General features: G+C 65.3%; 21 protein-coding genes. 9 read left to right on the forward strand and 12 right to left on the reverse strand.

The annotated features are described in order from the left end of the window. Positions 1 to 17 precede the first annotated feature (17 nt). Together WDU99_RS13525 and WDU99_RS13530 are read left to right on the forward strand one after the other, a co-directional pair. Positions 18 to 686 carry an arsenate reductase/protein-tyrosine-phosphatase family protein gene (locus tag WDU99_RS13525; protein ID WP_337332981.1) on the forward strand — a complete coding sequence of 223 codons (669 nt, stop codon included), beginning with the start codon at positions 18 to 20 and terminating at the stop codon, positions 684 to 686. Between the two features lie 312 nt (positions 687 to 998). Further along, positions 999 to 2,507 (forward strand): hypothetical protein, encoded by a 1,509-nt coding sequence (locus WDU99_RS13530; protein ID WP_337332982.1) that lies wholly within the window; start codon positions 999 to 1,001, stop codon positions 2,505 to 2,507. 17 nt (positions 2,508 to 2,524) lie between these two features. On the opposite strand, the gene WDU99_RS13535 is transcribed toward WDU99_RS13530, so the two are convergent. Next, positions 2,525 to 3,292, reverse strand: coding sequence for a hypothetical protein (locus WDU99_RS13535; protein ID WP_337332983.1), 768 nt, complete (start codon positions 3,290 to 3,292; stop codon positions 2,525 to 2,527). Between WDU99_RS13535 and WDU99_RS13540 the strand changes: the two genes are divergently transcribed. Together WDU99_RS13540 and WDU99_RS13545 are read left to right on the forward strand one after the other, a co-directional pair. Further along, a complete protein-coding gene (locus WDU99_RS13540) occupies positions 3,279 to 3,734 on the forward strand; it encodes a hypothetical protein (protein WP_337332984.1) in 456 nt (151 codons plus the stop codon). The two genes, WDU99_RS13535 and WDU99_RS13540, sit on opposite strands and share 14 nt — an antisense overlap. Before the next feature lie 228 nt (positions 3,735 to 3,962). Then, entirely contained in the window at positions 3,963 to 5,129 is a 1,167-nt protein-coding gene (locus tag WDU99_RS13545; RefSeq protein WP_337332985.1) for a nucleotide sugar dehydrogenase, read from the forward strand. Between the two features lie 647 nt (positions 5,130 to 5,776). Here WDU99_RS13545 and WDU99_RS13555 read toward each other — a convergent pair. Both WDU99_RS13555 and WDU99_RS13560 read right to left on the reverse strand, forming a co-directional pair. Next, positions 5,777 to 6,097 (reverse strand): UDP binding domain-containing protein, encoded by a 321-nt coding sequence (locus WDU99_RS13555; protein ID WP_337332986.1) that lies wholly within the window; start codon positions 6,095 to 6,097, stop codon positions 5,777 to 5,779. After that, positions 6,094 to 6,339 carry a hypothetical protein gene (locus WDU99_RS13560; RefSeq protein ID WP_337332987.1) on the reverse strand — a complete coding sequence of 82 codons (246 nt, stop codon included), beginning with the start codon at positions 6,337 to 6,339 and terminating at the stop codon, positions 6,094 to 6,096. The genes WDU99_RS13555 and WDU99_RS13560 overlap by 4 nt, the downstream gene beginning before the upstream one ends. Before the next feature lie 22 nt (positions 6,340 to 6,361). Between WDU99_RS13560 and WDU99_RS13565 the strand changes: the two genes are divergently transcribed. Together WDU99_RS13565 and WDU99_RS13570 are read left to right on the forward strand one after the other, a co-directional pair. Continuing rightward, positions 6,362 to 7,582 carry an O-antigen polymerase gene (locus tag WDU99_RS13565; RefSeq protein WP_337332988.1) on the forward strand — a complete coding sequence of 407 codons (1,221 nt, stop codon included), beginning with the start codon at positions 6,362 to 6,364 and terminating at the stop codon, positions 7,580 to 7,582. Positions 7,583 to 7,588: 6 nt separating this feature from the next. Continuing rightward, positions 7,589 to 8,836, forward strand: coding sequence for a lipopolysaccharide biosynthesis protein (locus WDU99_RS13570; protein ID WP_337332989.1), 1,248 nt, complete (start codon positions 7,589 to 7,591; stop codon positions 8,834 to 8,836). Here WDU99_RS13570 and WDU99_RS13575 read toward each other — a convergent pair. From WDU99_RS13575 to WDU99_RS13605, 7 genes are all read right to left on the reverse strand, one after another. Continuing rightward, positions 8,833 to 9,831 (reverse strand): glycosyltransferase family 2 protein, encoded by a 999-nt coding sequence (locus tag WDU99_RS13575; RefSeq protein WP_337332990.1) that lies wholly within the window; start codon positions 9,829 to 9,831, stop codon positions 8,833 to 8,835. The genes WDU99_RS13570 and WDU99_RS13575 overlap by 4 nt on opposite strands. 2 nt (positions 9,832 to 9,833) lie before the next feature. Beyond that, the gene (locus WDU99_RS13580) at positions 9,834 to 10,811 is read right to left on the reverse strand and encodes an NAD-dependent epimerase/dehydratase family protein (RefSeq protein WP_337332991.1); all 978 of its coding nucleotides are present in this window, start codon (positions 10,809 to 10,811) and stop codon (positions 9,834 to 9,836) included. Further along, a complete protein-coding gene (locus tag WDU99_RS13585) occupies positions 10,808 to 11,713 on the reverse strand; it encodes a glycosyltransferase (protein ID WP_337332992.1) in 906 nt (301 codons plus the stop codon). Before WDU99_RS13585 ends, WDU99_RS13580 begins: the two co-directional genes overlap by 4 nt. 545 nt (positions 11,714 to 12,258) lie before the next feature. Beyond that, positions 12,259 to 13,383: a glycosyltransferase family 4 protein gene (locus WDU99_RS13590; protein ID WP_337332993.1), complete on the reverse strand. Its 1,125-nt coding sequence runs from the start codon at positions 13,381 to 13,383 to the stop codon at positions 12,259 to 12,261. 38 nt (positions 13,384 to 13,421) lie between these two features. Further along, the gene (locus WDU99_RS13595) at positions 13,422 to 15,227 is read right to left on the reverse strand and encodes an NAD-dependent epimerase/dehydratase family protein (RefSeq protein ID WP_337332994.1); all 1,806 of its coding nucleotides are present in this window, start codon (positions 15,225 to 15,227) and stop codon (positions 13,422 to 13,424) included. Positions 15,228 to 15,421: 194 nt separating this feature from the next. Beyond that, positions 15,422 to 17,314, reverse strand: coding sequence for a polysaccharide biosynthesis protein (locus WDU99_RS13600; RefSeq protein ID WP_337332995.1), 1,893 nt, complete (start codon positions 17,312 to 17,314; stop codon positions 15,422 to 15,424). 67 nt (positions 17,315 to 17,381) lie between these two features. Further along, on the reverse strand, positions 17,382 to 18,590 hold the full coding sequence (locus tag WDU99_RS13605) for a hypothetical protein (protein ID WP_337332996.1): 1,209 nt from the start codon (positions 18,588 to 18,590) through the stop codon (positions 17,382 to 17,384). 115 nt (positions 18,591 to 18,705) lie between these two features. Between WDU99_RS13605 and WDU99_RS13610 the strand changes: the two genes are divergently transcribed. Together WDU99_RS13610 and WDU99_RS13615 are read left to right on the forward strand one after the other, a co-directional pair. Further along, positions 18,706 to 20,076, forward strand: a complete 1,371-nt coding sequence (locus WDU99_RS13610; RefSeq protein WP_337332997.1) for a tyrosine-protein kinase domain-containing protein — start codon at positions 18,706 to 18,708, stop codon at positions 20,074 to 20,076. Positions 20,077 to 20,141: 65 nt separating this feature from the next. Then, positions 20,142 to 21,581: a tyrosine-protein kinase domain-containing protein gene (locus WDU99_RS13615; protein WP_337332998.1), complete on the forward strand. Its 1,440-nt coding sequence runs from the start codon at positions 20,142 to 20,144 to the stop codon at positions 21,579 to 21,581. A gap of 6 nt (positions 21,582 to 21,587) precedes the next feature. On the opposite strand, the gene WDU99_RS13620 is transcribed toward WDU99_RS13615, so the two are convergent. Continuing rightward, positions 21,588 to 22,640, reverse strand: a complete 1,053-nt coding sequence (locus tag WDU99_RS13620; protein ID WP_337332999.1) for a PqqD family protein — start codon at positions 22,638 to 22,640, stop codon at positions 21,588 to 21,590. A gap of 102 nt (positions 22,641 to 22,742) precedes the next feature. Here WDU99_RS13620 and lepB point away from each other — a divergent pair, with 102 nt between their 5' ends. Further along, on the forward strand, positions 22,743 to 23,447 hold the full coding sequence (lepB, locus tag WDU99_RS13625; RefSeq protein WP_337333000.1) for a signal peptidase I: 705 nt from the start codon (positions 22,743 to 22,745) through the stop codon (positions 23,445 to 23,447). On the opposite strand, the gene WDU99_RS13630 is transcribed toward lepB, so the two are convergent. Further along, entirely contained in the window at positions 23,410 to 24,456 is a 1,047-nt protein-coding gene (locus WDU99_RS13630; protein ID WP_337333001.1) for a MauE/DoxX family redox-associated membrane protein, read from the reverse strand. The two genes, lepB and WDU99_RS13630, sit on opposite strands and share 38 nt — an antisense overlap. Positions 24,457 to 24,516: the final 60 nt, after the last annotated feature.

Genomic DNA, 24,516 nt, shown 5'->3' on the forward strand with positions numbered 1-24,516 from the left:
CTGGATAGCCTGTAACCATGACCGACGCTGCCCGTTCTGCGCGCCCACCCCTGCGGCGTGCCGATCTTCGACGTATGCGCGAAGCTCTTGACGCCGCACCAGCAACGATCCTGACCGTGTGCACGGGCAACATCTGCCGTTCGCCGATGGCCCAGGTGCTGCTGCGTGCGTCGCTGAGTGATGCGGGGGTGCGGGTACACAGTGGTGGCACGCATGCGTTGGTCGATCATGAGATGACCGAGCAGGCGCAGCAGCTCGCGGTGACGCATGGGGCGAATGCCACCGACTCGGCGGCCCATCGTGCGCGCCTGTTGACAGAAGCGCTGCTGAACGAGAGCGATCTGATCCTGGCAATGGCGCGCGAGCACCGGTCGCACATCGTGCAGATGGCGCCGGCGGTGCTGCACCGTACATTCACGGTGCGCGAGTTCGCGCGCCTGGCGGCGACGCTCAGCGATGACGAGGTGCGTAACGGGGTCGCCGAGGCAGGATCGGATGCCGGAGCGCGCCTGCAGGCCCTGGCTCGCCTGGTCGGCCGCCAGCGTGGGATGGTGCCTGCGCAGCCCGATGAGGACGACGTGATCGACCCCTATCGCCGCTCACAGAACACCTATGACCTGTCGGCGTCGCAGCTCGTGCCGGCCGTTGCAGAGGTCGAGCGCGTCGTGCGGGTGGCGCTGGGCTGACGCCGGTCACCCTCGACCGCTAGAGTGCGCTATATAGACGTTGCAATGTTCTGGATCGTGTTCCTTGGGATCCTCGTCGCGGCCGGCGTCTGGACGTGGAAGACCACGAAGCGAGAGCAGGCAGCAGATACCGCTGATGGCGTGATCGCGAGCTTGTCCATTCCTGGGGCCGCAAAGCGGCGCCTTATGCGGCAAACAGGTCCGAGCTACTAGACCACTCTTGAGACCGCTCCGATACCCGTGCGACGCTTGGCGACACCGTCCAGACTGAGTCAGCCTGCTCGACCGCCGCATAGCTGACATGATCGGAGCGTGAAGCAAAGCGAAGCGAAGGCCCTGATCCGAGACGCCATGCGCCGCGCGCAGTCAGCACGCAAATCGTCCAGCGACGCACTCGCGGATATTGGAGAGGAGAACGCGGTAGAGGCCTTCAGCGCCCTTGAACGTCAAGGCGACGGAGCTTTCGTCGGTGCCACAAACGAGCTCAAAGCCTTCTTGTGGGAGCTGGCCCGTGCACACGATGACACACACCTGCGCGGATACAACACGCATCCCAACTTGCTACCGCGAGTAATAAATGCTCTCACCGTTGCCTTGGGGAAGGACGACCTGCGTGGACAAGCACTACGTGTCAACCTATTGAGGAGTCGCGTCGCCACCGAACTCGGCTTTAAACCTGACACCGGCTGGCCAGAAGGAGGCGAGACCACGGTGTACGACGAGTTAACGCTACTTGATCAGCTCGAACTCGCCGAAGAACAACGGGCGTCACTGGAACTGACAAAGCAACTCATCGCGGAGCATCGGAACGACGTCCGCTCCACCATCAAGTTCGACCTGCCGCACCCGCTGGTTCGACGCTATACCACGCTCGCTCTCTCCTACGCAGATGCGCGAATACGCATTGTCATCGTTCCGACACCGTCGGCTACTAACCTCGTTTCGTTTCCTGAAGGCACCAGCTACGCACTTTCTGTTCTGGGAGGAGGCGCTTGGCCGCCCGGAGTCTCTCAGGTGATGATCGTCTTCGATGGCCTCGTCGACTGGACGACTTCGGTCGAAACCTACGAAGATGAAGCTCTCTCGAGCAGCCGTGGCCAGTCACCGGTGATCCCGTGGGTGGCGGCCGACGTTGTTCGCTCAGCGCTGCTCGCGCTACAGAACCAGGCAGAGGAGGAATTGGATGGGTACTGGATGCCAGTCGCCAACGATGTCCGTTCCTACGAGTTCCAGGTCGGCACTGCCTCCCACCCGAACGCCTACCACCGGCACTACCTGCAGCCCGGCGGTGCACGAGCCACGGTCCTCGACGGGCCGGAGTTCGAGTCTGCACTCGGCGATGTAGAACGCCCACGTCCTTGGCAGGCAGCACGTGTATACGCCCACGGTGCCCTCAGAAGTGCTCGCTACTTCGACTCCGTGGTCTGGGCGAATGTCGCGATCGAAGCGTACATAGACATGGTGCTGAACACATTGTCGACGACGCCGGGACTGGATACTTCCGGACTCGCAAAGGCGACCAGCGTCTTTGCAGACGCTGAGGAGATCGTCGCCCGCGCACACCCCGAGCTCGCTGGAAAGATCAACTGGCCAGTTGCTGAGAAAGCTCCTTCGCGCTTCCGCCAGATCGGTGCCGCGGCTCAGGTAGCAAAGATGACAGTTCCCAAGAAGGAGCTCCAACGGCTCTATGCATCAGTTTCGCGTTCACGTAACGACGCTGTGCACGGGCGTTCGATTGATTCCGTGAAAGCGGTCGAGGCACGCACAGCGCTTACCGCTCTAGATGACTTTGTCGAGAAGTTTCGTGCGAACGAAGTGTGAGTTGTATTTCGCGCACCTCACCCAGCAGGCGCAGCACACACTCGGTAGCGCCCGCCCTCGACCAGCATCTCGGTCTCGCAGGCCGCGCCAGTGAGCCGAGGCACGTCGGCCATGGCGGGGGCATCCCAAAGGCCCACGTGGGCGCCCGAGAGCACGATCGGTGCAACGGCTGCTCCCCACGGGTGGGCCGCGATCCACTCGGTACCCGTCTGGTCGACCCACTCACGGATCGGTGCAACGTCCGCGCGCTGGGTCGCGAGGGTTTCGCCGCGCGGTTGCGAGGTCTGAGCGAGGTGCCCGGCGACGCTCCAGGTGAGCGACGCACACAGCAGCGCGGTTGCGCCGACCGCCAGCACCCGCGCGGCGGCACCCCGCGTGTACAACACGCGCACTCCCCAGAGGGCGACGATCACGAGCACGGGGAAGAACGCGAGAACTCCGGATGCCGGGTGCCGCACCCACAGCGGAGTGTGCGCCGCGGTGGCCCACCAGCCGATGAAGGCGAGTGATCCGACGCCGGCGGCGGCCGCGAGCATGAGAACGTGTTGCGTGTGACCGGTGCGGCGCTCGTCGGCGTCGACGCCTTGCCGCGGGAGCACAAGGCCGAGCACGGCGATGAGGATGCAGAGCAGGGCGGTGACGAGCGCGATGCCTGTCGGCACGAACCAGGCACCGGCGAGCGTGTCGAGTTTCTGCACCACCGTGGTGGGAGCGAAGCGCTGCCCTCCCCCGCGCACAAAGCGCACCAGCTCGCGCAGGTGGTCGATATACGTGAACGACTTCACTCAGAGCAAGCTTGACTACTACGTGCAGCTCGACGTCGCGGCGGAGTCCACCCAGTGCACCGCACCGGACGCACCGAGTTTCGCGCTCACCGCGACGCTCGCCAACACGGTCACCCCCGAAATGGCTCCTGACCTGCCGCGTTCCATCGCCCCGGCAAGGTACTTCGAGAAGGGGCGTATCGCGACCAACCTCGTTTTCTACGGCCCGGTCGGCTCGAAGTCGGCGACCGTGACTGTCGACGGCAAGGCGCAAGACCGCACGTCTCTGCCGCATCGCGGTCGCCCTGCGGTCATGGTGCCGGTCTACAACGACCCGGGGCAGCAGCACACCGTGACCGTGCAGTTCCACGGTCCGGCGGGCGAGTACGGCCCACTCGAGGTGCGCCACACCCCGATGGTGCGTGAGGTGCCCGTGGCGCTCAGCGCGCCGAACTGCGACTGAGTCACAGCGGGTCCACTCGGCATCCTGCCCAGGCGGCTTCCACAGCGAGGCACGTCCCGGACGACAGTCCCTAGGTCTCACAGGAACCGAGGCAGGTCAGGTGATTGGATGCGACGTCGGGGTGGCCCGATAGGCTACTCTGCGCAGATCATGCGGTTCTGAGTGGGACGCGGGCGCGACTAGATCTAGCAGCATCCATCTGGCCTAAGATCCAAACGAGGAGAAAGCATGAAAATCGCCGTCGTCGGCACCGGCTATGTCGGGCTCTCCAATGCAATCATTCTCGCCCGCCACCACGATGTCACTGCTGTTGACATCGACGAGGAACGCGTGGCTATGGTTGCAGCGGGCACCTCCCCCATCGTTGATGCCGAGATGTCCCACTACCTGGCCAATGAGCCCCTCAACCTAGCTGCTACGACGGATGCAGAGTCCGCGTACGTCAATGCCGACTACGTAGTGATCGCGACGCCCACCAATTACGACACGTTGACCAACCACTTCGACACCTCTTCGGTCGAGTCCGTATTGGGTGAGGCAATCGCCGTCAACCCTGCGGCACGTGTGATCGTCAAGTCGACGGTCCCGGTGGGGTTCACTGTCTCCATGCACGCACGGCATCCCGGGGCAACGATCATCTTTTCCCCTGAGTTCCTCCGCGAGGGCCGGGCGCTGCACGACAACCTCTATCCGTCACGAATCGTCGTCGGAGATCGCGGAGCGGCGGGTCAGGAGTTCGCACGTCTGCTCCAGGAGGGCAGCAACGAGCAGGATGTACCCGTTCTGTTGACCGACCCAACCGAAGCGGAAGCAATCAAGCTCTTCTCCAACACGTATCTTGCGCTGCGCGTTGCGTACTTTAACGAGCTAGACACTTACGCCGCTTCGCATGGCCTCAACTCCGCCCAGATCATCAATGGCGTCGGGCTCGATTCCAGGATCGGCACGCACTACAACAACCCATCTTTCGGGTATGGCGGCTATTGCCTGCCGAAGGACACCAAGCAGTTGCTGGCCAACTACGCAGAGGTCCCGCAGAACCTGATCTCGGCAATTGTCGATGCGAACCGCACACGCAAGGACTTCATTGCCGACGACATCCTCGCGCGCGAGCCCAAGGTCGTTGGTGTCTACCGGCTCGTCATGAAGGAAGGTTCAGACAACTTCCGCGAGTCCGCGATTCAGGGCATCATGAAGCGTATCAAAGCGAAGGGCGTGCCGGTGATCGTCTATGAGCCCACGCTCGACGCGGATGAGTTCTTCAAATCTCAAGTCGTCACCGACCTTGAAGAGTTCAAGAACCTCGCAGACGTCATCATCGCGAATCGACGGACCGAAGCGCTCCAGGATGTTCCGGAGAAGGTCTACACCCGCGATCTTTACGGGCGCGACTGAAGCTACCGCGCGAACGGCGCGTTCGCCCGATGCGCCGGATCAAGCTCCTGCTCAGTTACAGGGCGTTGGCGACGGAAGGACTGCCGAGGTAGCTTCAATGCCCTACACGCGAGCGGCGAGCTCTCACACGATTGTTCGGCGTTCGACCTGAGTCGTGCCCCTTTAGCACGCTTTTGGGGTGTTGAGTTTTGCGAGGATGTCGGCGCCTTCGCCCTCGGGTGGGGTGGTCGCGGTGATCTGCTGGCCTTAGACGCTGATGACGACGTCGCGGAGTGGTGAAATTCGGGCGAGGTGAGCGATAGCTGTGGCGTTGGCGGCCCAGGCGTCCCGTCGACCTTCTGGTGTCTCCGCAGCGTCGACAGCGGTGTAGGCGGCCACGTTGGCGATCGTGCCGTAGTCGCGCCAGCGTCGGGCGGTGTCGAGGTCCCGCAAACGTGCTCAGCTCAGGCCAGCAACTCGGCCGCCCGACTGTGAAGGTCGAGTTGCACAACATCCTGGCGAGCACGCGCACGATCGGGTTCTCCCTCGCGGGCGCGGATCGACCGGTGCAGGTGTGGCACACGCCCATGAACCGTGACTCCGCGGTGAATGTCGGAGGCGGCTCCGGTTGAGCGGTGGCGTTACGGGCGGCCCATCCCGTGATACTTTCACCCGGCGGACCGCCCGGCAGCGGGCTCCAGGCAGTTCCGCCCGTCGATGATGATCCGCCCGGCCCTCATGGATGCAGCGTGCTCTGGGAGGAGCTTCCGACGGCACTCGTCCCATTCCATCACGACGATCACGACATCGGCGCCGCGGAGCGCTTCGTCCCGGTCCGCGATGTAGTTCAACTGCGGATGCTCACGCCGGGCGTTCTCGATGGCCTCCGGATCAGTCACGGTGACGTTCGAACGACTCGCCGCCGGTCGATTGGACAGCCTATACCACCCTATAGCGGACGGCTCCGCTTCTCGGGCGAGGAAGGTCACTGCACCACCCGGTAGAATCGTAGGGAATCCATCGCGGCCGGAGCGGGGAGGTTGGTCATGGCCGTCGCTCTTGCGATGTGCGTACTCATGTTCGCGAGCACCTGGCTCGCCCGCGCGATCGGCATGCCTCGGTTCAACGTCCTCTCTGCGTTCGCGATCAGCTGGATCACGATGATCGTCATCGCCGTCCTCTTCGGCGGGCTGACCGATCCCGTCGCCGACTTCACCTGGGTCATCATCATCTCCGGATGGTTCGCGTTGCTCGTGGGCGCCGTCATCGGATGGGCGGCGGGAAAGCAAAGCCAGCTCCCACTCGCACCGCTCAGCATCGACATCACACGAACTCTGCGCCTGCATTACCTCTTCTCACTCGTCTTCGCGATCTACGTGGTCTTCCAGCTGTCGACGGCCTGGCCGCTGATACAAGCTGCTGGAGGCATCTCCCACATCCTGTCCTCCGGCGGAAACGCCTATCGTGCAGCCTCTCTGAATCAGGCACTGGCAGATTCCCAAGTCGGTTTGAGCGGAGGAATCATCGGCCCGCTGGTCAACTACGGGACCTTCATCATCGGATCTCTGTCGATCTACACCGGCGCGATCGTCTGGAAGGCGGGACGACGACTCGTCGCGATCATGCCGCTTCTGATCGGGGGCGCTCTCGGCCTTCTTACGCTCCAGAGGACTTCGATCGTCCTGGTCTTTCTCCTCTTCGCCGTCGGCGTATGGTCGCTGTCGCTTTCCGGTGTTTCCATCCCTCTCGCACCTAGAGCGGGGCGACGCGCCCCCGAGAATAGGATGATACGGCGACCTCGGCTCGTCAGGACAGTTGCCTCCGCCGTCGTGGCGCTCTCCGTCGTCGGCGGCTTCCTCTACGCGACCACGAGCGCGCGCACCAGCGAAGCTGCCGGCGGCAGCCTGCTGTCGACCGCTGGCGAGTACGTGGTCGGCGGGCTCGCCGGGCTGAACTCACGAAGCGCGGGAGGTCCCGAGTGGGCCAAAATCCCGTCGGATGTCGCCGGAGTCTTCGATCCCTACCCTGGCGGCGGAGGTTATACGTTCACCGGCCTGTGGTCCGTCCTCGACCGGCTGGGACTTCCCGTGGAGACGACTCGGGTCAACCTGGACTTCACGCCCGTGACGCTGTTTGGAGAGTCGACGATCACCAACGTCGTCTCGGCGTTGGGCGAGTTCTACCTCGACTTCCGCATGCCCGGTGTGGTCATTCTGAGCTTCCTCCTCGGATTCGGGACCGCATTCTTCCAGCGACGGATGATGGACAGTCGCCGCGTCCTGCTCGTCCCGCTCGTCGTCTTCCTCCTCACGTTCGCGTTCTGGTCCTTCTTCGTCGCATGGACAAGTGACCTCCGCCAGATCCTGATCGCCATGGTCGGCGGCCCGATCCTTACCTGGGCGGTCCGGTATCGCACTGCTCCGCACACCGACGGCATGGCCGTGACCACGCCCGCCACGATCCCTGGACGCTGATCGCACATGTTCCTCAAGAGGCTCCCCCGGGGAGCGGGATGGATGACGTACTCGTACGTCGCCGGCTTCGCCCTGCAGGGTGCATACTTCGTGTTGCTCGCTCGCGCTCTCGGCGCCGCGGAATACGGCGTCTTCGTCGGAGCGCTGTCACTCGTGACCGTCTTCGCATCAGTCGCGGGCTTGGGCAGCGGCAACGTGCTGGTGCTGAATACCGCACGGGACCGCGAACGGTATCGCATCCAGCTCGGCACAGCGCTCGTCTACGTGTCGGCTTCGTTCCTTCCTCTTCTCGCCATCACGCTGCTGGCAGCTCAACTCCTCGCCCCAAACGTCATCACTGCGCTGCTTCCGCTTCTGATCTCCGAACTCCTCTTCACCCGGGTCTATGACGTTGGACTGCAGTCCTTCCAGTCGCACGACCAGCTCAAGGGCGTCGCTCATCTCAATGTCACAACCGCGCTGCTCCGCGTCCTGCTGTGCGGGCTGTTCCTCTGGTTCGGGCTGGAAGGAGCGGAGACGTGGTCCTGGTTCTACGCCGCCGCGACAGTCCTGATCGCGCTGGCCATTCTCGCCGTGTGCTTCGCTCGATTCGGGACACCACGTCTCGAGCGTGAGTCGATCACGACCACCTGGCGCCTCGGCGTCTTCTTCGCGCTCGGAATGTCGTCGCGAATCCTGCTGAACGACAGCGACAAGTTCGTCCTCGCCGGCAGCGGCCGAACGGCCGAGGCCGGTCAGTACGGAGCCGCACATCGGCTGGTGAACATGGCCTTTGCTCCGCTCCAGGCGATCACCTACTCGTTGAACACCCATCTGTTCCGTGCAGGGGTTCACGGTTACGACGCCGTGTGGCGCATTCTGAGACGGGTGCTGCCGATCTCGGCCGGTTACGTGCTCGTCGCCGGGCTCGCGCTCTGGCTGCTCGCACCGCTGGCAGTGTCGATCCTCGGTTCCGACTACGCGTCCGTCGGCCAGATGCTCCCGGTCCTCGCTGTGTTGCTCGTCGGGCAGGCCGGCGCGTACTTCTTCGGCGACGCCCTGATGGGACTGGGGCGGCAGGGGGTTCGCAGCGTTCTCCAGGCGTCCGTAGGAGTCGGAGTCCTGATACTCAACCTCTTGCTTACACCGACCTACGGGTGGCTGGCGGCCGCCTCGATAGCCATCGGAGCCAGTCTGTTGCTCGCAGCGCTGCTCTGCACGGTGTTCTTCATCGGGCTTCACCGCGAACGGCGGGCCGAGACCGAGACTGTTTAGCCCAGTCGCATGGTCTCGCTGAAGTCGCCTCGTTCGCCGTCTCGGATGGCACGGCGAAATGCTCGGAATCCCCTCCAGGATGAGGTGGGCACGGCGCTGAGCGCCGCGACGCCGAGGACGACGATCCTGTTGAGCGCGTAGCGCAGACGTTGTGCTGTGGTACTGACGCGCGACCTGTCGTACCAGGTGCGATTGCGGGTGGAAAGGTAGAGCCGATCCGTGTGCTGACTTCGGATCGATGCGCTCACCGAGTTCTTCGACGACCCCTGAGTCCACTTGCCATCGGCGTCCTCGATGACGGCGTCCAGCGCGAGGACGATGGGGTGTCCCGCAGCGACGATCCCGGATGTCCAGACGGTATCGTCCGAGTAGAGAACGAGCTCGCCCCTAGGCGGCCCGACCTCATCGAGGATCTCGGAACGTATCAGCAGCCCGCCATATGGCGCATAGGGGATACGCGGCGGGGTGCGATGTCCCACGGTCGTCGTGGGTGGTCGCAGAAATCGGCTGGCATAGTTCATCACATCGAACCCAAGGAACGCTCCAGGCAGCGGGTAGACCGCATCAGCTGCGACTCCTGCGTTCACCCTGTCGTGAAAGCTGTTCGGCACGCGTCGAGCGCAGACCACGACGCCACCGCCATCTTCGCTCGTCGACGCGCTCTGGTGGACGGAGATCAATCTGTCCAACGTCTCCGGCGCGACCCAGTTATCGTCGTCGAGCAGCCAGATGAAGTCAGGGTCGCCTTGGCGCGCCTCGGTGAGAGCGGCTCCGAACGCCGCCGCAGAACCGATGTTGCGCTCGTTGCGCAATACCGTCAGTCGGTCGGAGGCCGCCGCGAGTCTGGACAGTGCCGCCGAACTCGATTCGGTCGAGCCGTTGTCGACCACGACCATCTCCGATACGCCGGCCGCAAAGGCCCGCTCGATCGTCTCGCGGCACAGCCGGTCGAACCTGTCGCCGTACGTGACGGTGACTGCGGTGATCCGCGGCACCGTCAGGCCCTGTTCTCGGGAAGAGCTCCCCAGACGTCGACGGTGTCGCGCGCCCAATCGAGTTGCCGTGCCAGGCCTTCTTCGATCGTGACACGACTGCGCCAGCCGAGGAGCTCCCGCACTCGATCGCTCGATCCTCCCGTGCGGAACACGTCGCCTCGAGCACGTTCGACGTACTGGACATCGAGCGGGTGATCGACCATGTCGTCGAGGATACGCAGCACCTCGTTGACGGAGATTTTGCTCCCGCCCGAGACGTTCACGACCTGCCCCGGTGACACATTCGTCGCCTCTCCTGCGAGAAGGTTGGCTGCGACGATGTCGTCGACGAAGGTGAAGTCCCGGATCTGCTCGCCCGTGCCGAAGATGCGGATCCGGCGCTCTGCGACGGCCGCTTGCACGAATCTCGTGAAAGCCATGTCCGGCCGCTGCCCGGGACCGTACACGGTGAAGTACCGTAGCGAGATGGTCGGCACACCGAAGTTGGTTCCATACAGCGACACGAGATGCTCGGCGGCGAGCTTTGTGACCCCGTACGGAGACACCGGGCGCGGTAGATCGGCCTCCGTCGTCGGGAATCGCTCCGCATCGCCGTAGATCGAGGAGGAGGAGGCGTAGACGAACTTCTTGAGCGCGTCGGACTTGGCCGCTCCTTCGAGCAGACGCTGCGTGGCGAGGATGTTGTTGCGTGTGTAGATCTCGAAATCTTCGCCCCACGAGGCGCGTACACCGGGCTGACCGGCCTGATGAAACACGACATCGACGCCATCAAGCAGTTCTTCGATATCCGCATCGACGATGTCCTGACGCCGGAACTCGAAAGTCGGCGCTTCCAGCGTCGACAGGTTCTGGCTCTTGAGCTCTTCCGCGTAATACGGCGTCAGTGCGTCGACGCCGAGGACGTCGTGTCCGTCGTCCAGCAGATGACGGGCAATCCTGCTTCCGACAAATCCTGCCGCACCGGTGACCAATGCCTTCATCGCTTCTCCTCCGAGGCTTCGTTGTCTAGTTCGATTGTCCGTGCATCATCGCCGTCGATGGGGGTGATGCTGCTGCGCAGTTCCTCTGACCAGCGAGCGGCGTCAGTTGTGCTGCCGTCATAGCGTCGGCGCATCACGATCGCTCCTTGGCCGAGGGCTGATGCGACCCGCACAACCAATTGCTTGAGAAGCGACTGCGCCACGATCGACGCCGTCCGTATGCACCCGATCCTGGGCGGGCCATACCTGCGGATGATCTTCCGTTCGTAACGAGCCGATCGCGCATATTTCCGGGGATTCAGATCGTTCATCACCCGGTAGAAGAGAATCGGCTCCGGATCGCGGAAATACTCCGAGTCGGAGGCCGCGGTGATCCACAGTGCCTTGTCCTGGCATCTAAGCAACGTCTCGTCGTAAGGATGTGTGCGGAACCACTCCGTCCTGGCGATCACCGTCGGATGTATGAACGGCGTCTTCTGTAGCATGGACTCCGCGTCGACCCGGGCGGACACGTGAGGACTCTCCGTGACGATCCTAGTCTCCTCGTCCACGATCACTGCACGTCCGGTGACGACATCCGCCTTCGTCTCAGCGAGGACACGAAGCTGATGCGCGAGACGGCTGGAGACCATGATGTCATCGGCGTCCATGCGAGCCAGGAACTCGCCCCGCGCGAGGCCCGATATCTCGTTGAGACGCGCCGCCAGGCCTCTCGAGTCCGGATGTGCGATGACACGGACCCGGGCATCCTCGAACGAGCGGAGGAACTCGACCGTTGCGCGCGGCGCCCCATCGACGACCACGATCAGCTCCCAGTCTTGGAAGCTTTGATTGAGGACGGAGAGGACAGCATCGCGCACATAGTCGAGAGGCTCGTTCGCCACCGGCAGACCGACGGTCACTCTTACTGTCACGTCGACTCCTTCGGATTCACGCTCATCGCGACCAACTCAGCCACGACTTCCTCTTCTTCTCGCTACCAGGCCGCGCCGCAGGTGATCCGCCGCCGCTTCCAAGACCCGCCACTGGTCGAACTCCTCGAGCGCCCTTTCGCGGGCAGACTGTGCCATAGACCATACTCAAAGAAGGACCCCGTCGAGGCCGTGCTCGGTGGCACCGTACCGATAACAAGGTACGTGAAACAGATTACAAGCTTCAGTGCATCGGAAGCGATCGCCGATTCATCCACGATCGCGCCAAAGTGAGTCGGAGTGTAGAGAACCGCAGTTGGGGAGGTAACTACGTGAACCGCGCCAAAGAACAGCAGAGCGTGAGGAAGGATACGTAGCTTCTGTTCGACGATGAAAAGCAGTAGACAAACGAGCATGAGTGGGTCGGCGATGGACAGATTTACTCCGGCAATCACGCCCGACTGGTTGAGCGCCGCGGCCATGGCCGCGAGGACGAGCGCGATGAGGGACGGTTTTGGTTGCGACGTCGCGCCGCGTCATGAGAGGACCGCCGCTTCGAATTCGCGCTGCCATCGGCGCTGCACCGTCGCCGCCGCATAGTGCGTCTCGACCTCGTCTGACGCTCGCCTAACGATTGCCTGTGTCGCCTTTTCGTCGGTGAGCGCTCGTGCGAGTGCATGCCCGAGTGCCCTGCCGTCGTCGATTGGGACGAGGAAGCCCGTCTCCCCGTCTTTGACAAGGTCGACGATGCCCGTTGCGCTGCTCGCCACGACAGGTACGCCGGCGGCGAACGCTTCCAAGATGACCGTCGGCAAACCCTCGCGTCGGCTAGGGAGGCAGAACACGTCACTGATCCCGAGGTAGGGTGCAACATCGTCGACTTCGCCCGTGAAGGTCACGCCCCGAAGAGTAGCCCGCAGATTGTCAAGGCTCACCGCACCAGTGTCGTCGTCTGCAGCACCCACGACCAGTAAGTGAGCCGCAGGGTTGATGTTATCCAAAGCCATCATCGCCTTGGTGAGCGCCTCCAGGCCTTTGTCTGCGGTAAGTCGTCCGACGAAGGTAACGACAGCAGCATCGTTCGAGATTTCGAGCGAGGCACGAGTCGCGGCGCGCGCCTCAAGGTCCTGTCGCGCAGCTGCAAAACGAGCCACATCGACGCCATTCGGGCTGCCAGCGCCCAGTACGCGGATCTTACGAGTGGGGACAATCCCCTCGGCGATCGCGCGCTCACGCAAAGAGGGACTGACCGCGATCACATCAGTCGAGGCTCCACACGCGATGCGCTCCATCGATCGGAGCACGCGACGTAGCGGACCGATTGCGCTTTCCAGCCTCAGACCGTGCAGCTCATACACGCGCGTTTGCACTCGGACCAGTCTGGCGGCAACGCTACCAAGCAGCCCAGCCTTCGGCGTCCCTACGACCAGGGCCGACGGTCGGATTCGTCTCAGAACCCCGACCCATTGGAACAGCGACCGCAAATCTGTCAACGGGCTGGGGTTTCGCGCCATGACGAGCTCGTGCACTGTGATTCCAGGATGTTGACCCAAGCGCGTGCCTATCGGCCCCTTCCCCGACACCAGGTGCACTTGCCATCCGGCATCCGCCAGCCGCTGATAGAGCCCGTCGTGGTACCGCAATTGATAATCGATGGTCACGCCAAACACGACCGTTCTTGGACTCCTGATCTTCGGCATTACGGCTTCGCACCCCCGAGGATTCGAGTCAACTCCAGAGACTCCACAGTAAGCGACTCCTGCTGCCAGCCAGCGATTTGGCCTTGTCCGAACCACATGACCTCAAGGCGCCGCGAGATTCCTGAGAGCGCTGGAAACGCCTTTCCTATGCCGAAACCGCACGAGATTAGTGCCCGACACAGCCACGCCGGCAGAACTCTAGGCTCCCTGCCAGGAGCCGCGGCCTTGAGCACGTCGCGAGTACTCAGCCCTTCCCAGGGTTGAAGGGCGATTCTGGGGGTGGCTGACGTCGAGGCGCCGAGTGCGACTGTCGTCGCCGCGAGTTTGGTGATGCTGCTCACAACTGACGGAGCCGTTCCAGGTGCTGCGACGCTAGCGAGAGGTGAGCGTGCAAGCCGGATGAGTTTCTGCGTCGTGGGTCGGCCGGGCCCCTGTACAGAAGTCGCCCGCAACACGACGATCTGCATCGCCCCGCTTCTCGTCGCCAGGTCGAGGAGAGCCTGCTCCCCCAGAGCCTTGGAATGCGAGTATGCCGAAAAGGGCGCTACGCCCGTGGAGTTGTCGAGCATCGGTCGACGACCTTGCACCGCGGCAGAGCTCAAATGCACCATACGCGTCACGCCCGCCTTCGCGCCAGCGGCGGCAACAACCGCAGGAAGCAGCGAATTGGCACCATACAGGTATGCGTCCCCTGCCGAGTCTGGGGACGCCAACCCTGCGGCATTGATCACGACATCCACATCCGCGAGCACGTCTGCAAGTCCAGTCAGAACAGGATCCGATTCTGCGGCACTCATAATCTTGACGACGTCGATTGCATCGCCGACGGTCGACGAGAGACGAGGGCTCTTGATCTCGACCACTTCATACTGCGCTTGCTTGAGCCGAGTCATCACGGCGTTCCCCACGAACCCCGAGGCTCCGAATACTGCCCACCGCTTGGGTGCAAAGCCAGCGATCGCAGGATTCGGTGCGGGCTCTTCAATCTGAGGGACCACGTACGACACTGGTTTGGGCAGCTGGCTTCCTCGAAGCCTGGGCAACGCGAGGTAGAGCCAGCACACGAGGAGGATGGCCGGAAGCGCGATCCATGCGGGAAGCCACTCCAACTGGACAGCAAGCCCGACAGTACTACACAGCATCGCAAGCAAGGTGACGATTGCCGCAACGCTGATGTGGGACCATCCGGTATCCGTCAGCCTCTGATACGCGTGTGTGCGGTGCGGTGCTGTAATCCGCTCCCCGCGGATCAGTCTCCGAAGCATCGTGGCGACGGTGTCCGCGATGTACACCGCAAGAGGAGCGATCAGAGTCAAGACAGGCAACCCCGCACCGATCGCGAACAACGCCGTGACGGCGATGCTCCCTCCGAGAAGGTAGCTTCCGACGTCACCGAGAAAGAACCCTGATCCGGACAGGTTCCACGGCAGAAAAGCGACGAAGGCCACCGCGATGACGAGTCCGATCCCCATCAACCATGTCTGTCCAGCCACAGTACCGACGACGGCGAATGCGGTGCCGACAACGGCGCCGTGCAGGCCGGACAACGCGTTGATCCCGTCCATGAAGTTTGCGGTGTTGACATATCCGACCATCAAGACCGCGCCGAATGGTAAGAACCACCATGCCGTTGAGCCCGTGACCACTGCGGCAGCGGTGGTGGCAAGGATAGCGATACTGATCTGGATCCCGAGCCTCGGCAGCGCGCGAAGCCCTCTGAGATCATCAGCGAATCCCAGAGCTGCAAGCCCCATCGCAGCGACCCCGGCAACTCCGAGGAGCCAGACAGACTGTGGTTGCGCCACGCACAGCAGCCCGACGCCGACGATCCACCCCGCCAATGGAGCCAGTCCGCCAGCGCGCAGAGTCGTCGTCGAATGGGACGAACGCTCGTTCGGAACATCGACGACACCTAAGCGCTGGAGCAATGGTCGGAATGCGAACGGCGCGAGAGCACTCACGCATAGGGCCATTGCACCGATCCAGTAGACACTCAGCGTCACGACGTCGCGACTCCCTGGCCACTCGCCGGCTTCAGCGTCAACGGCTCGATCACGGACGTGTCGTTGTTGCGCGGCTCCGCCTTCATCCGCGCCTCCCATCCCGCCTTGTCCAGGCGCTCAGGGCTGATCGAATCCGCGCGTGTATGCGACACCTGCGGGTGGAACGGTCGCTCCAGGTTCTCACGCGAACCCACCAGCTCCTCGTGCAGCTTCTCTCCGGTGCGCAGTCCTGTGAACACGATCTCGATGTTCTTGCCCGACATCGCGATCATGCGCTTGGCCACCTCGAGAATCGACACCGGCTCGCCCATGTCGAGAATCAGCACTTCACCAGGTCGGCCGATGCCACCGGCCTGAATCACCAGCTGGCACGCTTCGGGAATCGTCATGAAGTACCGCGTCGCATCGGGGTGCGTCACCGTCAGCGGCTTACCCTCACGGATCAGCGCCTGGAATGTCGGCAGCATCGACCCGCGACTGCCGATCACGTTGCCGAACCGCACCGACACGTAGTTCATACCGCTCTGCTCTGCCGCCCAAGCAGTGAGCTTCTCAGCCACCCGCTTGGAGTGCCCCAGCACGCTGGTCGGGTTCGCCGCCTTGTCCGTCGAGATGTTGACGAAGTGCTCAACACCAACCGCCATCGCCGCAGTCAGCACGTTGCGCGTGCCGAGCACATTCGTCTTCCATGCTTCGTCGGGGTACTGCTCGAGCATCGGCAGGTGCTTGAGTGCGGCGGCGTGGAAGACGACCTCGGGCCGCCGCTTCTCGAAGATGCTCGTGATGACCTGTTCGTCACGGATGTTCGCCAGCACGACGTCATCGGTGTGCAGCAGACCGTGCCCCGACGTGCCCAGCTGAGCCAGCTGCAGGCCCGTCTCGTCGCGGTCGAGCATGATCAGCTCGGCCGGGCCGAACTTCGACAGCTGTCGGCACAGTTCCGAGCCGATAGAACCGCCGGCGCCGGTGACCAGTACCCGCTTCCCCGTGATGTAGCCGGCGATCAGTTCGATATTCGTGTCGACCGGGTGACGCCCGATCAGGTCTTCGATGCTGATGTCGCGTACATCTGTCGGCGACAACTCACCCGACGCGAGCGCGTTCAGCGACGGTGTGATCGCGACACGCGCACCGGCTCTGACGGCGCGATCACTGATCTTGCGCAGCATGACGCTGTTGGCCTGGCCGATCGCGATGATCACCATCGTGGCGCCCGTCCGCGAGATCACATCTTCGATCTGCGACGTGCGCCCGACCACCGGAACACCCCGCAGCACGAGGTTGTGCTTGGACACGTCATCGTCGAGCAGTCCGACGGGCCGAATCGGCGAGGTCGGGTCGGTGGTGATGTTGTGCAGCAGCTTGTCGGCGATGAAACCCGCCCCGACGATCAGTGCGGGCTCGGCGTCGTTGCCGGGCTTGCGCGAGCGGTCGATCATCAGACGCGCCAGATACCGCACGCCGAACATCAGCAGCAGAGCGATCGGTGCCGCCAGGAACATCGTCCCGCGCGGCACACCCACCAGCAGACCGAACATCAGCGCGACCAGGCTCAACAGCGATGTGATGCCGAGCACGATCAGCCCGAGAAGCCGCACCTCGTCAAAAGACCCGTAGGTGTGGCGGCCTCGGTACAGCTTCGTCGCGTAGCCGAGCGTGATCTGGAGGCCCGCCGCGATCAGCGCCAGCACGACCGTCGCGATCCACCCTCCGTGCGGCACCGTGAACTCGAATCGCAGCATCACGGCGAGCAGCACGCCCAGAATCCACGCGACACCGTCCACCGCCGCAGCAGCGACGCGACGACGGCGACGGCCGGCCTTCACGTGCAGTGGAATTCTGATCTCTCCGGTCGCGGGCACGACGACATCAGCCCCCGGTGGCACCATTCGGCCATCCCTCCGCATCACCTAACGCTGCTTATATGCTCTCACATGAAACTCTAGGTTTCGGACACTACGCTCCGGTGCCCTCCTCGGGCGGACCCGTGGGCTCGGCAGGGTCGGGCGTCGGCTCAGCGGGCGGGTTGTCGGGCTCGGGCTCGGGCTCCTCCGGGTCAGGAGTCGTCTCGGGCTGCGGCTGCTGTTGCTGCTGGCGCTGCCGCTCCTCTTCCTCACGCCGCTCCTGCTCCGCCCGCACGCGGTCGGCGTACACCTGGCTCTCGACCAGAGCGACCACCGCGTCGCGATACGGCACCAGCGCCGCCTTCCCCTGCGCGTCGAGCAGGTCGGCGCGCGCGACCGACTGCCCTGCCGCGATCACGGCTTCAGCCAACTCGGGCTCAGCATCAGGATGCTGCTCGACCGCGGTCTGCGCCACCCCGGGGAACGTTCCGGTAAACACCGCCAGTTCGGCCTCGAACTGCGTCGTCAGCGCGTCGACCTCCGCTCGCGTCTCGCGCAGCGCTGCTGTCGCCTGGTCGATCTGTGCCAGCTGCAACTGCGCCGCATCGATGGCGGTGGCCACGTCGGTCAGAGAATCCGCGTCGATGTCGGCCCGGGCATACGCCGCCGGCGCCTCGGGCAACGCAATGGCCGCCAGATCCGTGCGGTATGTCTCGACCGCGGTCAGCGCCGCATCCAGTGCGTCCGGATCGGCGATCGCGATCACACCGGCGTCTTCGGGCACCTCGGTCCATCCCGGCGGTATGTCAGCCGGGTCAGTCACCTCACGCACCTGCTGCAGCTCGGCAGGCAGCGCGGCCGCGGCAGCATCCGCCTCGGTGATCGACTCGGCAAGTCGGGCGTGCGCCGACTCGAGGCCTGCCATCGCACTGTCGATCGTCTTCTCATCGGCCGCCAGCGCGCTCAGCGCATCATCGGCAGGGCTGGCCGTTGCCAGCTGCACTCCCCCGATCGCTCCCGTCACCACCAGGGCCGCCACCGCGAGCCCGCCGGCGACGACGCTGAACGCGTCGAAGCGCCGCCGACGGCGTGTATCAGGACGCGAGACCGGCGGCACCTCGCCGAGCGGGCGCGCATCGGCGACGGCGCCGTCGACCATCGCCACCAGCGCCGGACGAGCGGATGCCCGATGCGTGCGGTCAAGATCAGCACGCCGGTCACCGAACATCGCATCGAGCCGGCGCACCGTGTGGTGGTCGTCGACGACGGGCGCCGCGGTCTGGCGCGGGCCGTCGGGAAAGAGATCGTCAAGAGTCGTCATCGGTGTGTGTGCTCGTCGGTGTTCGTCATCGCGGATTCCGGTGTCGGCGCCGACACCCGGTAGCCTCTGAGGATACTCGGGGGAACGGCCCCGTGGCCCGCCGACCGGGAGCACGATGGACCTGCGCGACTACATCCGCGTTCTGCGACGACACCTCATCGTCGTGATCGCGGCGACGCTGATCGGTCTGAGCGCGGGCACCCTCGCCGCCCTGCTCACCCCGCAGCGTTACGAAGCCTCGACGCAGCTGATGGTCGCCGTCGACACCGGCGACAGCGCCTCATCGTGGGAGATGAACCAGGCGAACAGCTATGCCCAGCAGGTCGTCGAGAGCTACCGCCGGGTACTCACCAGTTCGCTCGTACTGCAGCCCGTCGTCGACGACCTCGGTCTCGACCTCACCGCGCAGCAACTGGCTTCCGAGGTCGATGTGGGGGTCGCCACGCGCGGCGTGATCCTCACCGTCACCGTCACCGACGCCAACCCCGGCCAGGCCGCACGCATCGCCAACGCCATCGGCGACAGCTTCTCGACCGTCATCACCGACCGCGTCGAACAGCGCGACGGCGCCGCCTACAGCATCCGCATCGTCCCGCTGCAGACCGCCACCGTGCCCACCACGCCCGCCGCACCCAACGTGCCGATGTACATCGCCCTCGGCACGCTCGTCGGCCTGGGCGCCGGCATCGGCATCGCCCTGCTGCGCGGCACGCTCGACCGACGCATCCGCCGAATCGAAGACGCCGACAGGGCGATCGACGCGCCCGTGCTGGGCGGCATCGCGCTCGACCCGAAGGCTGCCTCGCGCCCGCTGATCATGGCCAACGCCCCGCGCGACCCGCGCGCCGAGGCCTACCGCAGCCTGCGCACCAACGTGCGATTCCTGTTTCCCGCTGACGACACCGGCGTCTTCGTCGTCACCAGCGCCGGCCCCGCCGAGGGCAAATCGACCACCGCCGCGAACCTGGCCATCGCGCTCGGTGAAGCCGGCTACCGGGTCGCCCTCGTCGACGCCGACCTGCGCAAGCCGCGCGTGGCAGGACTGCTCGGCATCGAAGGAGCGATCGGGCTGACCGACGTGCTGATCGGCCGCGTCGCGATCAACGATGTGATCCAGCGGTGGGGCCGCGGCACGTTCTTCACCCTGCCCGCCGGTACGATCCCCCCGAACCCCGCTGAGCTGCTCGGGTCCGACGCGATGCGCACGCTGGTGGCAGATCTGAAGGCCGCCTTCGACGTCGTCATCATCGACGCACCCCCGGTGCTGCCCGTCACCGACGCCGCCGTGCTGTCGCGCCTGACCACCGGTGTGATCCTCGTCGCCGCTGCCGAGGTCACCACCACCGATCACCTGGCCGCCGCCGCCGATCGCATCACTGCGGCCGACGGCCGTGTACTCGGTGCCGTCGTGACCATGCTGCCCGTCCGCGGCGCCGACAAGACGGCTTACGGCACCTACGGGTACGGCGCACTCGCCAAGGCCTGACATCAGAATGCGCCCGGCCGGGTGTGTGAGAATCGACAGATTGATCAAAACGAGGGGGAGTTGCGTTGGAGCTTCGCGACTACGTGCGCATCCTGCACAAGAACTGGATCCTGATCCTGATCCTGCTCGTGCTCGGACTCGCGGGCGGCGCCGGGTACGCGGCCCTGCAGGCGCCGAAGTACGTCGCATCCACTCAGCTGTACGTCTCGGTGCGCACCGAGGGTGCCGCCACCGGTGACCTCGTGCAGGGCACCACCTTTGCCCGGCAGATGGTCACCAGCTATGTCGACGTGATCAACACCGCTCTCGTGCTCGACCCGGTCATCGACGAACTCGGCCTCGACATCGCCGCCGGCAAGCTCGCCCCGCAGGTCTCAGCATCAGCGCCCCTGAACACGGTGCTCATCGACATCTCTGTCACCGACGGCGACCCCGAACAGGCCGCAGTCATCGCCAACGCCGTCGCCGACAGCTTCACCGACGTCGTGCAGAGCACTCTCGAGCAGCCCGCGGCCGAAGGCGGCGCCAGCCCCGTGCTCGTCACCGTCACCGAACCGGCCGTCGCGCCCACCGCAGCCGCCAGCCCCAACGTGCGCATGCTGATCGTTCTCGGCGGCCTGCTCGGCCTGGCGCTCGGCGTCGGCATCGCCATGCTTCGTACGGTGCTCGACACGCGCATCCACACGCTGCACGACCTTGAAGAGATCACCGACCGTCCCATGCTCGGCGGTATCGCCTTCGACCCCGAGGCGCAGAAGCGCCCGCTGATCGTGCACGCCGACCCGCGCAGCCCGCGCGCCGAGTCATTCCGCAGCCTGCGCACCAACCTGCAGTTCCTCGATGTCGAGGGCGGCCCTCGGGTGTTCGTCGTCTCGAGCGCCGGCCCGGGTGAGGGCAAGTCGACCACCACCGCGAACCTGGCGATCGCACTGGCCGAGACCGGGGCGCGCGTCGCCCTGATCGACGGCGACCTGCGTCTGCCCCGCATCGCCGACTACATGGGCCTGGAAGGCGGCGTCGGACTCACCGACGTGCTGATCGGGCGCGTCGATGTCGCCGACGCCCTGCAGAAGTGGGGGCAGAACGAACTGTTCGTGCTCACCAGCGGACGCATTCCCCCGAACCCCAGCGAGCTGCTCGGCTCGGCCGCGATGAACCAGGTGCTGCAGCCCCTGGGCGAGTACTTCGACTACGTGCTCATCGATGCCCCGCCGCTGCTGCTCGTCACCGACGCCGCCGTGCTCGGCAAGAAGACCCGCGGTGTGATCCTGGTGGCCGCATCGGGCAAGTCGAAGAAGCAAGAACTCGCCGGCGCGGTGCGCACGCTCGAGACCGCCGGCGTCGACCTGCTCGGCACCGTCGTCACGATGCTGCCCACCAAGGGCCCCGACAGCTACGGCTACGGCAGCTACACCTACGGCGCGACCCACACCACCGAGCAGGCCAAGCCCGAGCTGAGCCGCGCGCAGGCCAAGCCCAAGCGCCGCGCGACCGCCAAGGTCTGACGGCCCTCACACGCCGGCGAGGATCCCCTCGCCGGTCAGCTGATCCAGGGTCGACTGCACGATCGCACGGGCGTCGCCATGCGGCGGGTCACCGAACTCGTCTGTGACCGCGGTGACGACCCCGTCGAGATCGTGACCGGCGCGAAGCGCGTCCCACACCGCCGGGGCGATGCCGTCGAGCACCTGCACACGCCGGCCGGTGAACAGCACCGCACGGTCGCCGAATCGCACTGCATCGAGCACGGGCGACGCGGTGTACCGCCCCCCGAGCACCGTGCCACCCGGAGCCGGGACCGCGTGCCACGGCTCGCCCTCACGGCGATGGTCGAGCAGTCCCGGCACGAGCGGAGTCACCGACTCAGCATCCGAATACCGCAACCGTGTGAAACCGCCGATGCGGTCGGCCGTCACCGCGAGGGTCTGCAACGGCGTGGGCAGGTCGGCCAGATAGCTCATCTGCGGCACGACCTCGGCGACCGCATCGCAGAAGTCCACCGCCTCGACCGTGGGGGCCACGACCCCAGCATCCCGGTCGAGGATCGTGATCGCCGACAGCTGCAGACGCGCATCATCGGCATCCACCAGGCCGAACGCCCGCGGCGCGACCTGCTGTTTCGGCGCGCCCCGCCGCACCACCGACAGCGGCTTGCGGTACGACAGCACGCGCCCACCGGGTTCTGCCCCGACCGTCTCATCCGAGACATACCCGAAGTGCTGCCCGAGCGTGCGGCTGAGTGTCGTCTTGCCGCGCCCCGACGGCCCCACGAACGCCGCGACCCGGCCCCGCGCATCGGCGACACCGGCCGCGTGGAACATCAGCAGCTGAGCACGCCGCTTTCGCAGCGCCGCGAGCGTCACCTCGACGGTGAGCCGCTCGGCCATGGCGTCCGGTTCGCGCTCGGCGGTGACGGGCACGACGGCATCCGGTGCTCCTGGCGTATGCAGCGCCGCATCGATCCATGCGCTGCGCACGGCCTCGACGGTCGTCGCGGGCAGATCATCGTCGAAAGCGAACCGCACGCGGGTTCCGAGAGCGGCGACATCGAACACGTTCGTCATGCGCGCGACTCCCCCTGCTCCCCGATCGAGCACCTGCTCTGAACCTACTACAGCGGCGCGAGAGCTCTGCCGGGCGGGGCGACGGCAGGGCAGGATGGGAGCATGACCGACGTCGAACGCCCCGCCCGGTGGCGACGCATCATCGGCAGCGCCTGGTTCCACCTCGCACTGGCGTTCGTGGTGGTGGGCGCGCTGCTGTCGTTCGTCGCGAAACCGTACTGGGTGCCGTCGGGCTCGATGGAGCAGACCCTGCTCGTCGGCGACCGCGTGCTGGTCAACCGCCTCGCCTACGTCGGCGACGCGCACCCGAGCACCGGCGAGATCGTCGTCTTCGACGCGGACGAGAGCTGGGGGTCCGGTGCAGACCTCGACGAGGGACCGGTCAAGAGCGTGCTGCGCCGGCTGGGCGAGCTGAGCGGATTCGGCCCATCCGGCACCCACACCCTGATCAAGCGCGTGATCGCCGGCCCGGGCCAGACCGTCGCGTGCTGCAGCGCGGAGGGCGCGGTGACCGTCGACGGCGAAGCACTGGACGAACCGTACGTGTTCGAAGACTTCCCGTTCGAGCCCGGCGCACTCGACTGCACGACCACACCGGCGTCGCCCCGGTGCCTGCCCGAGGTGACCGTTCCCGAGGGACGCTACCTCGTGCTCGGCGACCACCGCTCGCTGTCCGCCGACAGCGCCCAGCACTGCCGCGGCGGCACAGAGAACGACGGCGGATGCTGGCTGTGGGCCCGCGACGAAGACATCGTCGGCCGGGCGATCGTCATCCTGTGGCCGGTGTCCCGCTGGGGCGGCTTGTAGCCCGGGCGGGACGCTCGCCGTGCAGACTCTCGTAGATGTCACCGACGAACGACTGGATCTCTTGGGCCCCCGTCACCGGCCCGCCTGCGAGCAGACCGTCCAGGCCGAACAGCACCGCGGAGGGCGTTCTGCTCGTCCCGATCGACTGGCTCACGTACCGGTGCGGGTCATGCAGGGATTCGGGTTCGCCGGTCTCAGTCCACGCCGAATCGCCCGGGTCCTGCGACAGCAGCAGGCGCACGCTGACCTCGGGCAATGTCGCACGGATCTCGTCGAGGCTCTCGTAGACATCGACGCACGACCCACACCCGGGGTTGAGCTGCAGCGCCAGCAGCGGGCGCCCGGTCATGCTCAGCGTGCGCAGATCGGTCAGCTCGCCTCCGGCGAGCGTGACCGGCACGGCGGGAGTGCGCGAGCGGATGTAGTCGAGGTCGTCGTCGGATGCCGGTGCCCCGGCCACCTCGCTGATCCCCGGGTCGGCGGTCGAGGTCTCTTCGGGTGTCGGCCACATCGTGATGGCGACCGTGATCGCTGCCGCGAGCAGGCCGAGCGCCCACAGCCAGCGGTCGCCGCTGAGCGCCATCAGCGGGCCACCCCACAGCGGATTCGCCCAGGTGGTCGCGGCGACCGTGGCGGCGAGCGCCACGTACCAGGCGTTTCGCGTGATCGTCGCACCGGTGACACGCTTGCGTACACCGAAGCACGCACAGCTGGCGTCGGCGCCACTGCGCACGATGCGGGCGACGAAGACGAGGTAGCCGATCATCAGCGCGAGGGCGACGATGGCCGCGAGCTCGCCGAGCAGGCCGCCGAGCAGCGCCAGGGCGAGACCGAGCACGATTTCGCCCCACGGGTGGAACTTGAGCAGCCAGGTGCGCCGGAACACTGCCGGCACACCGAGATCGGCCCACCCGGCGAGGTCGTCGGGCCGGCGGAGCTTGGCGACTCCGCTGGCGATCAGCACGGCGGCGAGCAGCAGCGGCGGAATGACGGTCAACGGTCCTGGCACGGAATCATTGTCTCGCGAATGCGACCCCGCGGCGCCGGTCATGTTCTCGCTTCGGGCATC

The organism is Microbacterium bandirmense, from assembly GCF_037204185.1.
Lineage (GTDB): Bacteria > Actinomycetota > Actinomycetes > Actinomycetales > Microbacteriaceae > Microbacterium > Microbacterium bandirmense.